Raw genomic sequence first — 14,468 nt, forward strand, 5'->3', positions numbered from 1 at the left:
CCACGGCGGAGGCGGGCCGGCGGCACCTTCGATCCATCCGGCACGGGTCGGTCGTACCCGTTTGCGATGCTCGACGACATGGAGTTTCCGACGCTGGCCGTGGTGCTCGGCTGCCTCGCGGCCGGAGGCGCGGTGGGGTGGTACGCCGCCCGGGCCCGATCCGCCACCGAGCTGGCCCGGCTGGAGGCCACGCTGGCCGCCGCGCAGGCGGGCGAGGGCCGGCTGGAGCAGTCCCTGCGGACGCTGGGCTACGAGGCGACCGCGCAGTCCCAGGAGGCGGTGGCCCGGGCGGTGGCCCCCCTGCACGACACGCTCCACCGCTACGAGCAGCGGGTCGCCGAGCTGGAGCGGGACCGGGTTGACGCCTACGCCGAGCTGCGCGAGCAGGTGCGCGCGATGAGCACGGTCTCCGGTGAGCTGCGCACCGAGACCAAACAGCTCGTCGCGGCGCTGCGGGCACCGCAGGTCCGGGGGCGGTGGGGCGAGCACCAGCTGCGCCGCATCGTCGAGGCGGCCGGCATGCTGGAACACTGCGACTTCGCCGAGCAGGTAACAGCCACGACCGATCAGCAGACGGTCCGCCCCGATCTGGTGGTTCGCCTGCACGGGGGGCGGTCGGTGGTGGTGGACGCGAAGGCGCCCTTCGACGCATACCTGACCGCGATGGAGGCCCGCGACGAACGGGGGCGCGACGCACACCTGGACGCGCACGCGAAGCATCTGCGGGCCCACGTTGACGCGCTGGCCGCGAAGGCGTACTGGACCGCATTCGACCCGGCACCGGAGTTCGTGGTGCTCTTCGTGCCGGCCGACCCGTTCCTCGACGTCGCCCTACAGCGCGACCCGACCCTGCTGGAGCACGCCTTCACCCGCAATGTGGTGCTGGCAACCCCGGCCACCCTCGTCGCGCTGCTGCGTACGGTCGCCTACGCGTGGCGGCAGGCGGCGCTGGCCAGCAACGCGGTGGCGGTGCACTCGCTCGCCCGGGAGCTACACGGCCGGCTTGCCACACTCGGCGAGCACGTGGGCCGGCTGGGGTCCGCGCTCGGTGGGGCGGTAACGGCGTACAACCGGGCGGTCGGTTCGCTGGAGTCGCGGGTACTGGTCAGCGCCCGCAAGCTCGCCGAGCTGGGCGTCTCCGACGAGGAGCTGGCCACGCCGGCTCAGGTGGAGCTCGCCCCCCGCCAGCCGCAGGCCCCGGAGCTGTCCGAGCCGATTCCAGAGTGGATGCGGTTACCCCCGCAAGTGGACGGCGAACGCGCCGATTCGGTGTGACAGCGACAAACCGGCAAGTCACGAGATGGTCACAACGCTCCCGTCGATGGTGACAACGGGCATCGATAGCCGAAGGATTTCGCTCACGCGTGCCCTGGAACTGAGGGGCCCTGTTCTCCGGAGGAGAGAACGTGAGCAAACCCCGAAAGCTGAGCCGGCGCACCTCCGCCGGACTCTTCGCCTCGGTCATGGCCGCCAGCGCCGTGACCGTCGCGGGCGGCGGCGCCACAGCGAGCGCCGCGCCCGACACGCCATCCACCCCCGTCGAGGTACTGGGTTCGCACGACGCCAAGCTCCTGGCCGAGGCGGAAGCGAAGAAGGCCGACACCGTAACCCTGATCGTCGCGACCGAGAAGGACGAGGCGAAAGAGGTCGCTGGTGACCTGAGCGAGCTCGGTGCGGCCGTCACCGACCGATACGACACCATCGGATATGTCCTGGCCACTGTCCCGACCAACAAGGTCATTGAGGCCGCCACCCTGCCCGGGGTCGCCGCGGTCGACCTGGACGAGACGATTCAGCTCTCCGACCCGCGGCCGGTGACCAACGGCCAGCAGGCGGCAAAGCAGGGTCGCACGCTCAGCGGTCCCGGTGACGACACCCGCGCGGACAACCCCTACCTGCCGGCCGGCGAAACCGGCGCCGTCAAGTTCGTTGACCAGAATCCCGAGTGGGACGGCCGGGGGATCACCATCGGCATCATGGACTCCGGCGTGGACCTGGACCACCCGGCGCTCCAGCACACCACCACGGGCGGACGAAAGATCGTCGACTGGGTCACCGCGACGCACCCGTTCGAGGACGCCACCTGGCGCCCGATGATCACCGAGGTCACCGGCCCGTCGTTCGAGTCGGCCGGCGGGACCTGGACGGCACCGGCGGGCAGCTACCGCTTCAACATCTTCCGGGAGGCGATCACCGCCGGCAGCGACCTGCTCGGCGACGTCAACCGCGACGGCGACACCACCGACGAGTGGGGCGTGCTCTACGACCCCGCCACGAACGACATCCTGATCGACGCTGACCTCGACGGAGACTTCACCGACGAGACCGTCATGCGGCCGTACCAGGAGAAGTTCGACATCGGGCACTTCGGCACGGACGACCCGGCAACCGCCGTCCGCGAGCAGATGCCCTTCGTGGTCGAGTTCCGGGAGGACGTCGACACCACCCCGGTCGGCGGCCCCGGCCTGGTCGACTACGTCAACATCGGCATCGTCTCGGACGCGCACGGCAGTCACGTCGCCGGCATCACCGCCGCCAACGACATGTTCGGCAACGAGGTCTTCGACGGAGCCGCGCCCGGCGCCCAGCTCGTGTCGTCCCGCGCCTGCTCCTGGGGCGGTGGCTGCACCGCCTCGGCGCTCACCAGCGGCATGGCCGACCTGGTCATCAACCGGAATGTCGACGTGGTCAACATGTCGATCGGTGGTCTGCCAGCGCTCAACGACGGCGACAACGCGCGCACCGAGCTGTACAACAACCTCATCACCACCTACGGCGTCCAGCTGGTCATCTCCGCCGGTAACTCCGGCCCCGGCCTGAACACCGTCGGCGACCCCTCAGTCGCCCAGCACGTCATCAGCGTCGCGGCCAGCGTCAGCAAGGACACCTGGCTGGCCAACTACGGCTCGGTGGTGCGGACCAAGAACGCACTGTTCAACTTCTCCTCCCGGGGCCCCCGCGAAGACGGCGGCACCAAGCCGAACGTCGCCGCACCCGGCGCGGCGATCTCCACCATCCCGCTCTGGCAGGCGGGCAGCCCGGTCCCCGAGGCCGGCTACTCGCTGCCGCCCGGCTACGCCATGTTCAACGGCACCTCGATGGCCTCTCCCCAGGCCGCTGGTGCCGCCGCGCTGTTACTCTCGGCCGCCCGGGCGACCGACCGCGGGGTCACGCCGCAGATGCTGCGCCGCGCGCTGTACAGCTCGGCGAAGCCGATCAAGGACGTGCCCACGTACGGCCAGGGCTACGGCATGGTGAACGTGTCCAGCGCGTGGAAGCTGCTGCGTAAGGGCGTACAGACCCGCTCGTACACCTCGGTGGCACCGGTCTGCACCGTCCTCTCCGACCAGCTGGGGACGCCGCACCGCGGTACCGGCGTCTACAACCGGTGCGCCGCCGGCGAGGGGGGTCACCGGATCGGCCAGAAGAAGACCTACCGGGTCAAGATCACCCGTACCAGCGGGCCGACCGGCACCGTCAAGCACGACATCGCGCTGCACGGCAATGATGGCACCTTCCAGGCGCCGAAGTCCGTCGCGTTGCCGCTGAACCGGACCGTCACCGTCCCCGTCGTCGCTCGGCCGGACGCGGGCGCGCACGGCGCGATCATGACGGTGGATGACCCGGCGACCAACACGATCGACTTCGAGGTCTCCCTCGTGGTCGTGGCCAGCAACGACACCCGCAAGCCGGACTTCTCCTTCTCGGCCGAGGGCTCGGTCGACCGGAACGGCTTCGAGTCCTACTTCGTGACCGTTCCGCCGGGTACCGAGGCCCTCCAGGTCAACCTCGACGGCATCGCCACCGGCTCGCAGACCCGGTTCATCGCGTTCAACCCGTACGGCGTACCGACGGAGAGCACCTCCAGCCGGGTCTGCTTCACCAACTACTCCGACCCCGACACTTGCAAACCGCAGGAGCGGGACTACCAGAACCCGCTCCCCGGGGTCTGGCAGATCGAGGTGGAGTCGCGTCGCACCTCACCGTCGCTGAACAACCCGTACCAGCTGACGGCGCGGATCCAGGGCGTGGCGTTCGAGCCGGCCGTGGTCGAACTACCGGCGGTTGACGCCGGTGCGCCGACCCCGGTCGAGTGGAGCCTGACCAACACCTACGGCCCGGTCACCGTCACCGGCCAGGGTGGCCCGCTCGCCAGCGTCCACACCGACCGCCCGACCATCGCCGAGGGCGCCGCGCAGGAGTTCCTCGTGGAGGTGCCGGCCGACGCAGCCGAGTTCGCGGCCCGGATCGGTAACCCGGCGAACGCCGGGGCCGACCTGGACCTGTACGTCTACCGGGGCGCCGCTCTGCTCGGCTTCTCCGCGGACGGGGACTCGGAGGAGGCGGTGACGCTGTCGCAGCCGGCTGCGGGCACCTACCGGATCGTGGTCGAGGGGTACTCGGTGGACGGCCTCGGTGGCAGCACGGCGTACGACTACCGAGACTCCTTCTCCGCCCCGGTGCTCGGCACCCTGTCGGCACCGTCAACCTCACTCGCCCTGGGGCACGGTGACACCGATGCCTTCGCCGGCACGGTGACCGCCCTGGCTGGCCCGGCCGCTGGCCGGGAGTTGCAGGGTGAGCTGACCATGGTGACGGCGGAGGGCGCGGTCGTCGGCCGCGGTGCCGTCGCCATCGGCTCGGTGAACTGACCCGTACGAAACCAGCAGGAGCCCGTCCCCAGTGACCGGGGGCGGGCTCCGCCTGTTTCGACGGGCCGGTCAGCCTTGCCGGGACGCCGTCTCCACCAGGAACGGGATGCCCTGCTGGCAGCTGGTAACCAGGTCCGGCTGGATCTTCCCGGTCACCAGCACCGAGGCGCCGGGGGTCAACACCGCACGGGGCCCACCCACCAGCAGGTATCCATCCAGCAGCAGACATCCGGACTCCACCCCGGCCTGCACGGTGCCGGTCAGGGTGGCGGCACCGACCGGTGGCGGCTTGCTCGGTCCCGCCGGCACCTTGGGGGTACGCGTCGGCACGGAGGACGGCGTTGACCTCGGGGCGGCGGGGGCGGCGGACTCGGGGTCGGCGGCCGTTGGTTCCGGATCGGTGGGGGTCGTCACGGGCGTCGCTCCCATCTCGGTCGGGGGATCAGCACCCGCGCCCTGGCCGCTGCCGCAGGCACTGAGCGCCAGGCAGACGGCCAACGCCGGGGTGGCGAGCCAAGGGCTTCTCATACAGTTTCGGACGCTCCGGCCCGTCGATTCGTTCCCGCCCCGCCGTTCCCGCCCCGCCGCTGCCCCGAATCCCGCCCCGGTCGAAGCGGGATCCCACCGCTCAACCGCGGGCCGCCGCGGCCCGCATGTCCCGCTTCAGCTCCTGCGGCAGCGAGAAGGTCAGCCGCTCGTCCGCGGTCACCACCTCCTCGACATCGGTGAAGCCCCGCGCCGCGAGGTGGGCGAGAACCTCCTGGACGAGCTCCTCGGGGACGCTGGCCCCCGAGGTCAGGCCGACGGTGCGGGCGCCCTCGAGCCACGCGTCGTCGATCTCGCGAGCGAAGTCGACGAGATGGCCGGCCCGCGCACCCGCGTCCAGGGCCACCTCGACCAGCCGCACCGAGTTCGACGAGTTCGTGGAGCCAACCACGATCATGACGTCGCAGTCCGACGCGATCTGCTTGACCACGTGCTGACGGTTGCTGGTGGCGTAGCAGATGTCGTCGCTCGGCGGCGACTGGAGCATCGGCAGCCGCTTCTTCAGCCGGGCCACCGTCTCCAGCGTCTCGTCCACCGACAGCGTGGTCTGGGACAGCCACACCACCTTGTTCGGGTCCCGGACGGTGACCCGCTCGGCGTCCTGGGGACCATCGACGAGCTGGATATGCTCGGGTGCCTCGCCGGCGGTGCCGATGACCTCCTCATGCCCCTCGTGACCGATCAGCAGGATGTCGTAGTCCTCGGCGGCGAACCGCTTCGCCTCCTGGTGCACCTTGGTGACCAGTGGGCAGGTTGCGTCGATCGCCTTCAGCGAGCGGCTCCGCGCCTGCTCGTGGACCTCGGGAGCGACGCCGTGCGCGGAGAAGACCACGGTCGCGCCCTCCGGCACCTCCTCGTTCTCCTCCACGAAGATCGCGCCCTTGGCCTCCAGGGTCCGCACCACGTGCCGGTTGTGCACGATCTGCTTGCGGACGTAGATCGGCGCGCCGTAGAGCTTGAGCGCCTCCTCGACGGTCTGCACCGCCCGGTCGACGCCCGCGCAGTAGCCGCGCGGCTTCGCCAGGATCACACGCTTACCGGTCCGGGTCGCTTCAGCCTCACTCACCCGCCCATCGTACGTGCCGACCCACCACCCGCCAGCGGCTGCGACCCGCAGGGACGGTCCGTAGGGTGAGCGGGTGAGTTCGGATGGCAGGGTTACCCGCAGCACGCCCGAGGAGCCATGGCCGGTCCGGGTGGTCAGCCAGAAGATCGGTGCCTGGATCGCCCGGCTGGGCTGGGTGTGGGTGGACGGGCAGGTCGCGCAGGTCAGTCGCCGGCCCGGCGCGAGCACGGTGTTTCTCACCCTCCGGGACCCGTCGGCCGACCTCAGCCTGACCGTGACCACCAACCGCGACGTGCTCGACTCCGGCGCACCGCAGCTTCGCGAGGGCGCCCGGGTGGTGCTGCACGCCAAGCCCGACTTCTATGCCGCCCGGGGCACGTTGAGCCTGCGCGCCGACGAGATCCGCCAGGTGGGGCTGGGCGAGTTGCTGGCCCGGCTGGAGAAGCTGAAGAAGCTGCTGGCTGCCGAGGGGCTCTTCGACCCCCGGCGGAAGCGACGCCCGCCCTTCCTCCCGCGCCGGATCGGGCTGATCACCGGCCGGGCCAGCGCCGCCGAGCGGGACGTGCGCACCAACGCCCGCCGGCGCTGGCCGGCGGTGGCGTTCCGGACGGTCAACGTGGCCGTGCAGGGGCCGTCGGCCGTGCCGCAGATCGTGGACGCGCTGCGGGTGCTGGACGCCGATCCCACCATCGAGGTGATCGTGATCGCTCGGGGCGGCGGCAGCATCGAGGACCTGCTGCCCTTCTCCGACGAGGCGCTGTGCCGGGCGGTGTTCGGCGCCCGCACACCGGTGGTCAGCGCCATCGGCCACGAGACCGACGCGCCGCTGCTCGACTACGTCGCGGACATCCGCGCCTCCACCCCGACCGACGCGGCCAAGCGAGTCGTCCCGGACCTCGCCGAGGAGGTACGCCTGATCGGACAGGCCCGGTCCCGACTCGAACGCGCGGTGCGCAACCTGGTTGACCGCGAGGCGCACCGACTGGAGCTGCTGGGTTCGCGGCCGGTGCTGGCCCGACCAGAGGTGATGATCGAGCAACGGGCTACCGACGTCTCCGGTCTGCGCCATCGGGCCGACCGCTGTCTCGCACACCGGTTGACCGCCGCCGAGGACGACCTTCGGCACACCCGGGCTCGGCTCCGGGCCCTCTCCCCGGCCGCCACCCTTGACCGGGGGTACGCGATCGTCCGGCGCGCCGACGGCACCGTCGTCCGCGCGGTCTCCGAGGTCGCCGTCGGGGACCCGGTGCGGGTCCGGCTGGCCGACGGGGAGTTGACGGCGACCGTCGACGCCGAAGAGCCCCAACCGGAGGCCCAACGGCGGTAGCGGCTCCTCCGCCGGTCTGGCCGGCCCCGGGCACCGGTGTCGGACGGGCAGCGGCAGCGCACCGGGCACGGCGGGGGTAGCCCGGACGGGTGGATGTGGTGGGATGTGAGCGATGACCGAGGAGACGAAGGACGAGCGGCTCAGCTATGAGCAGGCCCGCGCCGAGTTGGCGTCGGTGGTCGAACGGCTGGAGGCCGGCGGCGCCACGCTGGAGGAGTCACTGGCCCTCTGGGAGCGCGGTGAGCAGCTGACCAGGGTCTGCCAGGCGTGGCTGGACGGCGCCCGGGCCCGCCTGGACGCCGCTCGGCAAGAACCCACCGACTGAGCTCGGCCCCGCCCGCTGTCGGTTGGTCCGGGCCGAGCTCAGCCCAGCGCCCCGGCCAACTCCCGCAGCTCGGTGTCTCGGGCATCGCCGACCACGATCACTGTGCGGTCCGGTTCGAGGAGCACGAACGCCTGCTCGTTGCCGCGGGCCGTGTACCGCTGCCAGGTGCGTCCCGCGAGGTCGGTCCGGCCCTGGGGCTGCCCCTGATCGGTCAGCTCAGTGGGGAGCAACTGCTCCGGCGGCACGCTACTCTGCACGATCTGGGCGCCCCGCCCTTCCGGGGTCAGGTAGCCCAGGCGCAGCGTCGACCCGTCCTCGACGGTCCGGAAGTCGGCCCGGACGGTGCGCCACCCTGCGTCCAGCCCCTGTGGCTGACTTACCGGAAAGGCCGCCGCCGCCTGCGCAGAATCCAACGCCAGCGCCGGGTCCACGACGGTTGCCTGGTCTCCCCCGAGGAAGCCCCGGTAGAAGGCGAGCAGCAGGGCGATCGGGACCAGCAGCACGAGGAGCGAGATGGCCATGTCCTTCGGCGAACGCTCCGAACGGGTGGTGTCCGCCGCAGCAGGCGGTGCCGACGACTCGCCTGCCTCCCGCGCAGCACTGGTCTCCCCGGCGCCGCTGGGCTCGGTCGGGCCGGTAGCGGACGCCGGGCCGGTGGCGGGCTCGACCAACGCTGGCTCCTCGGCGGTCGCGGGCGCAGTCGGGCCAGGGTGCGCCGGCTCGACCGGCGGGAGCTCCGGCGCGGTCTGGTCGGCAGGGACGCGGTCGGCGGGCTGTGCGGGATCCACCCCGCTATCTTCGCAGCCACCCGATCAGACGTGACCGACCCATCACCGCCCCACCACCACGCAGTGTGGCCGATCATGTGAGGATCAGCGACAAAGCCGGCAGCGACCACGTCTGCCGGGCCACCCCGCAACGTCGCGAGGAGGAGCCGTCATGACGAACACCACGACGCGGACCCCACAGAATCTCGATCGCAACCTCGCCCTCGACCTGGTCCGGGTGACCGAGGCCGCGGCGATGGCCGCCGGCCGGTGGGTCGGCCGGGGCGACAAGGAGGGCGGCGACGGCGCCGCCGTCAACGCGATGCGGAAGTTGATCAACTCGATTCCGATGCGCGGGATCGTGGTGATCGGCGAGGGTGAGAAGGACAACGCGCCGATGCTTTTCAACGGGGAAGAGGTCGGCGATCGGACCGGGCCGGAGGTGGACGTCGCGGTCGACCCGATCGATGGCACCACGCTGATGAGCAAGGGCATGCCGAACGCCCTGGCGGTGTTGGCGGTCGCCGAGCGTGGGGCGATGTTCGACCCGAGCGCCGTGTTCTACATGGAGAAGCTCGCCGTCGGCCCGGACTACGCCGACGTGGTGGACATCAACGCCGGCGTGGCCGAGAACGTACGCCGGATCGCGAAGGTCAAGGGCACCGACGCCGCCGAGGTTACGGTCTGCGTGCTGGACCGGCCCCGACACGACGGGCTGGTGGACCAGGTCCGCCGCAGCGGGGCCGGGATCCGCTTCATCTCGGACGGGGACATCGCCGGCGCGATCGCTGCCGCCCGCGGGGAGTCCGACGTTGACGTGCTGATGGGCATCGGCGGCACCCCCGAGGGGATCACCGCGGCCTGCGCCCTGAAGTGCATGGGCGGCGCCCTTCAGGCCAAGCTCTGGCCACGCGATGAACAGGAGCGGGAGAAAGCCATCGCCGCCGGCCACGATCTGGACCGGGTGCTCGGCACCGACGACCTCGTGACCGGTGACAACTGCTTCTTCGTCGCCACCGGTGTCACCTCCGGCGACCTGCTCCGCGGCGTCCGGTACAAGGCCGGTGGGGCCTATACCCAGTCGATCGTGATGCGCTCGAAGAGCGGCACGATTCGCGTGATCGACTCGTATCACCGGTTGGAGAAGCTGGCGCTGTACTCGGCGGTGGACTTCGACGGCCGCCCCCTCGCCGAGCAGGAGTGAGCGGTGCCGGGGGCGCTGCACCAGCCGCCCCCGGCCCGCCGGCTGGTCGGGGTGGCGCTCGCAACCGCTGCCGGAGTCGCCGTTGCCGGGCAATCCCGGATCAACGGGGAGTTAGGCGTACGCCTGGCCGACGGGGTGGCCGCGGCGGTCATCTCGTTCGGGCTGGGCCTGCTGGTGCTGCTGGTACTGGTGCCGGCAACCTCCGGCGGACGGCGCGGGTTGACCGCCCTCCGTGCCGCGCTGACCGCCGGCACGCTACGCCCGTGGCAGTGCCTCGGCGGGCTCTGCGGTGCGTTCCTCGTGGTGACACAGGGCCTCACGGTCGGCGCCCTCGGCGTCGCCGTCTTCACGGTGGCGGTGGTCGCCGGCCAGTCCGCCACCAGCCTCCTCGTGGACCGGGCCGGCATCGGTCCGAGCGGACGCCAGTTGGTCACCGGTCGGCGCCTGTTCGGGGCGGCGCTCACCGTGCTCGCGGTCGGGCTGGCCGTCGGCGGGCGGCTCGACGACCCGGCCGCGCTGACGCTGGCGGCGCTGCCGCTGCTCGCGGGGATCGCGGTGGCCTGGCAGCAGGCCGTCAACGGGCTGGTCGGGCGGGCGGCCGGCAGCCCACTGACCGCCACGCTGGTCAACTTCACGGTAGGCACCGTCGCCCTGTTGGCGGTCTTCGCGGTCGACATCGCGGTACGCGGGCTGCCCGCTGGTTCACCACCGGCCGAGCCGTGGCTCTACCTGGGCGGGCCGATCGGGGTCGCCTTCATCGCGATCGCCGCCGCTGTCGTCGAGTTCACCGGAGTTCTGCTCCTCGGCCTGGCCACGATCGCCGGCCAGGTGGTCGGTGCTGTCCTACTGGACGTGGTCCTGCCGACCGCGGCTTCCCGCCCGGACGCCGCCACCCTGCTCGGCGCGGCACTGACCCTGGCCGCTGTCCTCATCGCCGCCCGGCGTTAGGAGCCGAGCTTCGCCGAGCTGGCACCGGGGCCCCGGCGCAGCGCGCTGAGGGTCTCGGCGAGGGCCTCGTCGAGCGCGGTCGGCTCGATCCCGAGGGCCCGCTGGGTGGCCGAGGAGTCCAGCACGTACGGGCGATCGAACTGATATGTCGTCTCCCGCAGCTCCCGGAGTAGCGGATTGACCAGGCCACCGAGCCAGAGCGCCGGGTAGGGCAGGCGGGTCAGCCGCGGCGTGGGCGCGCCGGCCCGGGTCGCGGCGCGGGTGGCCAACTCCCGCAGGCTGAGCGCGGCCGGGCTCGGCACGTGCCAGGCCCGTCCCCAGGCATCCGGGTCGGTGGCGGCGGCGACCACGGTGCGGGCCACGTCGCCGACGTAGGTGATGGTGTGCGGGGCGTCGAAGTCAACCGGCAGGACCACTCGGCGGCCGGCCAGTACGTTCGGCAGGATCAGGGTGGTGATCGAGTTGGTCCCGAACCCGAGGTAGTCCGAGCCGCGAACCTCTGTCGTCCGGGCCCGGCCCGCCTTATGGGCGGCCAGCGCGTCGACCCACATCTGGCTGCGTACCCGCCCCTTGGCGCCGGTCGCGGCCAGCGGGGTGGCCTCGGTCATCGCCCCGTCAACCGGGCCGTACCCATAGAGATTGCCGATCGTGGCAAGCACCGCACCGGTCCGCTCGGCGGTGGTGAGCAGAGCGGTTGCCAGCGGCGGCCAGTCGACGGCCCACCGGTGATACGCGGGGTTGGCACAGTTGTAGAGGGCGACGGCGCCGCCAGTCAGGCGGGTCAGGTGGGCGGCGTCGGTGGCATCCGCGGCGATGAGTTCGATGGCCGGATGCTCGGGGCCGGCACCGCGGCGGCTGACCAGCCGGACCTGCTCCCCCCGCTGGGCGAGGAGGTGGGCGGTCGCGGTGCCGACCGGGCCGGCACCGACGATCACGTGAATCGACATCAGGGCTCACCTTTCGAATCAGGAGATCACTTCGAGAGCAGTGCTCGCACAGAAAGCGTGTCGGCAGTTGCCGAACCTGTCAAGAGCACTGCTCTCGAATTGGATCAGCGCCCTAGTCGTGGCAGAGTACGGAGATGGTCGCCAACTCACTCCGAGCCCGGGTGCGGGCCGAAATGATCGACGAGATCAAGGCCGTGGCGCGCCGCCATCTGACCACCGACGGCGCCAACCTGTCGTTGCGGGCGGTCGCCCGAGACCTGGGCATGGCCTCTTCGGCGATCTACCGTTACTTTCCCAGCCGGGACGACCTGCTCACCACGCTCATCCTTGAGGCGTACGTGGCCCTGGGCGACGCGGTCGAGGCAGCAGACGACGCCGTGGACCGCGACGACCTGCGCGAACGGTGGTTCGCCGGGTGTCGGGCGGCCCGCGCCTGGGCCCTCGCCAACCCCGCCGAGTACGCGCTGCTCTACGGCAGCCCGGTTCCCGGCTACGCGGCGCCCGACGACACTGTCGAGCCGGCTATGCGCCCACCATTGACACTGATCGGCATCGTTCGCGACGGGCTTGCCGCCGGACAGCTCACCCCACCCCCCGCCGCCGACCTCCCCCAACCCGTCCGAGACGACCTCGCCGACATCGCGGCGAGCCTCTCCCCGGGGATGCCGGCAGCGCTGCTCGCCCGGGGGATGGCGGGGTGGACCCAGCTCTTCGGGCTGATCAGCTTCGAGCTCTTCGGCCGAATCAAAGGGGGTCTGCCGCACCGCGACGACTACTTCGACCACCAGATCGCGTTGATGGCCGACCTCGTCGGCCTACCCCGGTAGGCCGGTCCTCAGAGGGTCAGGTCCCGTCGGAGGAGTGCCCGGGGAAGAGGTGCGCTGTCGGATCGAGCACCACGGCGGCGTTGTTCACCGCGGTCGCGGCCTCACCGAAGCCGGTGGCGATCAGGCGAACCTTGCCCGGGTACTCGGTGATATCCCCGGCGGCGAAGACCCGCGGCAGGTTGGTCGCCATGGTGCTGTCCACCACGAGGTGCCGGCGGTCCAGGCGCAGGCCCCACTCCGCCAGCGGGCCGAGGTCGGCGGTGAAGCCGAGCGCCGCGACGACGGTGTTGACCGGCAACAACTCCGCCGCGCCGCCCCGGACGGTGATCTCGGCACCGGTCACCGCGCCGCCCCCGTGCAGCCTCGTCACCTCCGCGTTCACCACAACCCGCACCGGCAGGGCGCGGACCCGGGCGACGGTGGCGGCGTGGGCTCGGAACTTCTCCCGACGATGCACGAGGGTCACCGAACGGGCCAGCGGCTGAAGGGTCGACGCCCAGTCGAAGGCAGAGTCCCCACCACCCACGATGAGCACATCCTGCCCGGTGAGCTCCACCGGCTGCGGCACGAAGTAGACGATCCCGGTGCCGACGAAGCGCTCCGCGGCCGGCAGTGGGCGGGGGGTGAAGCTGCCCAGCCCGCCGGTGATCACTACCGCGCCGCAGCGGAGCTGCTCTCCCCCGGCCAGGCCGAGCACCGGCCGACCATCGGCGTAGGACAGCTTCTCCGCCCGCGTGCCAAGCCGGTACCGCGGGTCAAACGGGGCGGCCTGCGCAACCAGGTTGGCCACCAGATCCCGGCCCTTGATGGCCGGGAAGCCGGCGACATCGTGAATCAACTTCTCTGGGTACATCGCCGTGATCTGGCCACCGGGCTCGGGCAACGCGTCCACCACTGCTACCGAGAGCCCGCGAAAACCGGCGTAGTAAGCGGCGAAGAGACCGGCGGGCCCGGCCCCGACTACCGCGACATCGACCTCGTGCATGGGCGCACCGTCGCTTTCCGCTCCCGGCAACAACCGACGCTGATCCCTGACGGTAGAGGGGCCGGAGCCGCCGGGCAAGGATGTCCGACAGCCGATCGTCGCCGCTGCGGTCAGCCGAAGATGCGGGTCGAGTCGGAGTAGTGCGAGCCGCCCAGGTCCGGTCGACGCCGCCGGAAGATGATCGCGGCAACCACCCCGCCCAGCAGCCCGAAGAGGTGCCCCTGCCAGGAGATCCGCTCGTCGGTGGGGAGTATGCCGACGAGTTGCCAGCCATAGAGGAGGCCGACCAGGAGAACGACCGCGAAGTTCCACCAGCTCCGCTCGACGATGCCCCGGGTGAGCAGGATGCCGAGGTAGCCGAAGATAACGCCGCTCGCGCCGACGACGATCGAGTTTGGGGAACCGGTGAACCAGACGCCGAGTCCGCTGACCAAAATGATGATCAGCGTGGACCAGAGGAAGCGACGCACGCTGGCCGCGAGCACGAAGGTACCCAGCAGGATCAGCGGGATGCTGTTGCTGTAGAGGTGATCGAAGCCGTGGTGCAGAAAGGGTGAGAAGAAGACACCATCCAGGCCGTCGAGGCGCTGCGGGATGATGCCGGCCGCCGGATCGAGCCCGAACGCCAGGCCCTGGTCAACGGCCTCGATAAGGAAGAGGAACGGCACCACCGCGCACATAGCGACGAAGGCCCGGCCGATCGCGGCGTAGAACGCCTCGGTGCCGAACCGGTGCGGGTCACTGCCCTCCGGTAGCAGGCTCACCCGTCAACAGCTATCAGGTAGCGGCGACAGCCGCCACCTGGGCTGGCGGTCAAGTTCGAACCGACGGCGACGGGGTGTGACCAAACACACCCCGTTACCCGACGATCAGC

Annotated in this window: 13 protein-coding genes; 7 read left to right on the forward strand and 6 right to left on the reverse strand. The window is 71.2% G+C overall.

Annotated features, from left to right (window positions below; all coding sequences use genetic code 11):
* Nucleotides 1-66: 66 nt before the first annotated feature.
* Complete coding sequence (rmuC, locus tag K228_RS0108190; protein WP_025618001.1) at nt 67-1,275, forward strand: DNA recombination protein RmuC; 1,209 nt, start codon at nt 67-69, stop codon at nt 1,273-1,275.
* Between the two features lie 131 nt (nt 1,276-1,406).
* Nucleotides 1,407-4,652: a S8 family serine peptidase gene (locus K228_RS0108195; protein ID WP_025618002.1), complete on the forward strand. Its 3,246-nt coding sequence runs from the start codon at nt 1,407-1,409 to the stop codon at nt 4,650-4,652.
* Between the two features lie 69 nt (nt 4,653-4,721).
* Here the strand turns inward: K228_RS0108195 and K228_RS0108200 are convergent, their stop codons facing one another.
* Both K228_RS0108200 and K228_RS0108205 read right to left on the reverse strand, forming a co-directional pair.
* Nucleotides 4,722-5,180: a hypothetical protein gene (locus tag K228_RS0108200; RefSeq protein WP_025618003.1), complete on the reverse strand. Its 459-nt coding sequence runs from the start codon at nt 5,178-5,180 to the stop codon at nt 4,722-4,724.
* A 100-nt stretch (nt 5,181-5,280) separates the two neighbouring features.
* The gene (locus K228_RS0108205; protein ID WP_025618004.1) at nt 5,281-6,264 is read right to left on the reverse strand and encodes a 4-hydroxy-3-methylbut-2-enyl diphosphate reductase; all 984 of its coding nucleotides are present in this window, start codon (nt 6,262-6,264) and stop codon (nt 5,281-5,283) included.
* 73 nt (nt 6,265-6,337) lie between these two features.
* Here K228_RS0108205 and xseA point away from each other — a divergent pair, with 73 nt between their 5' ends.
* Together xseA and K228_RS0108215 are read left to right on the forward strand one after the other, a co-directional pair.
* Nucleotides 6,338-7,591, forward strand: coding sequence for an exodeoxyribonuclease VII large subunit (gene xseA, locus K228_RS0108210; RefSeq protein WP_080671556.1), 1,254 nt, complete (start codon nt 6,338-6,340; stop codon nt 7,589-7,591).
* A 112-nt stretch (nt 7,592-7,703) separates the two neighbouring features.
* Nucleotides 7,704-7,916 carry an exodeoxyribonuclease VII small subunit gene (locus tag K228_RS0108215; protein WP_025618006.1) on the forward strand — a complete coding sequence of 71 codons (213 nt, stop codon included), beginning with the start codon at nt 7,704-7,706 and terminating at the stop codon, nt 7,914-7,916.
* A gap of 38 nt (nt 7,917-7,954) precedes the next feature.
* Here K228_RS0108215 and K228_RS0108220 read toward each other — a convergent pair whose 3' ends face one another.
* Nucleotides 7,955-8,704 (reverse strand): DUF4245 domain-containing protein, encoded by a 750-nt coding sequence (locus K228_RS0108220; RefSeq protein ID WP_025618007.1) that lies wholly within the window; start codon nt 8,702-8,704, stop codon nt 7,955-7,957.
* Between the two features lie 151 nt (nt 8,705-8,855).
* Here K228_RS0108220 and glpX point away from each other — a divergent pair, with 151 nt between their 5' ends.
* Both glpX and K228_RS0108230 read left to right on the forward strand, forming a co-directional pair.
* Nucleotides 8,856-9,887, forward strand: a complete 1,032-nt coding sequence (gene glpX, locus K228_RS0108225) for a class II fructose-bisphosphatase (RefSeq protein WP_025618008.1) — start codon at nt 8,856-8,858, stop codon at nt 9,885-9,887.
* A 3-nt stretch (nt 9,888-9,890) separates the two neighbouring features.
* A complete protein-coding gene (locus K228_RS0108230; RefSeq protein WP_025618009.1) occupies nt 9,891-10,835 on the forward strand; it encodes a DMT family transporter in 945 nt (314 codons plus the stop codon).
* Here the strand turns inward: K228_RS0108230 and K228_RS0108235 are convergent.
* Nucleotides 10,832-11,782 (reverse strand): NAD-dependent epimerase/dehydratase family protein, encoded by a 951-nt coding sequence (locus tag K228_RS0108235; protein WP_025618010.1) that lies wholly within the window; start codon nt 11,780-11,782, stop codon nt 10,832-10,834. The genes K228_RS0108230 and K228_RS0108235 overlap by 4 nt on opposite strands.
* A 134-nt stretch (nt 11,783-11,916) precedes the next feature.
* Here K228_RS0108235 and K228_RS0108240 point away from each other — a divergent pair, with 134 nt between their 5' ends.
* Entirely contained in the window at nt 11,917-12,609 is a 693-nt protein-coding gene (locus K228_RS0108240; protein WP_025618011.1) for a TetR/AcrR family transcriptional regulator, read from the forward strand.
* A gap of 16 nt (nt 12,610-12,625) precedes the next feature.
* Here K228_RS0108240 and K228_RS0108245 read toward each other — a convergent pair whose 3' ends face one another.
* Nucleotides 12,626-13,594, reverse strand: coding sequence for an NAD(P)/FAD-dependent oxidoreductase (locus tag K228_RS0108245; RefSeq protein ID WP_025618012.1), 969 nt, complete (start codon nt 13,592-13,594; stop codon nt 12,626-12,628).
* A 110-nt stretch (nt 13,595-13,704) separates the two neighbouring features.
* Entirely contained in the window at nt 13,705-14,358 is a 654-nt protein-coding gene (locus tag K228_RS0108250; protein ID WP_025618013.1) for a rhomboid family intramembrane serine protease, read from the reverse strand.
* Nucleotides 14,359-14,468 lie beyond the last annotated feature (110 nt).

Origin of the sequence: Salinispora cortesiana, assembly GCF_000484695.1 — a bacterium.
Taxonomy (GTDB): Bacteria; Actinomycetota; Actinomycetes; order Mycobacteriales; family Micromonosporaceae; genus Micromonospora; species Micromonospora cortesiana.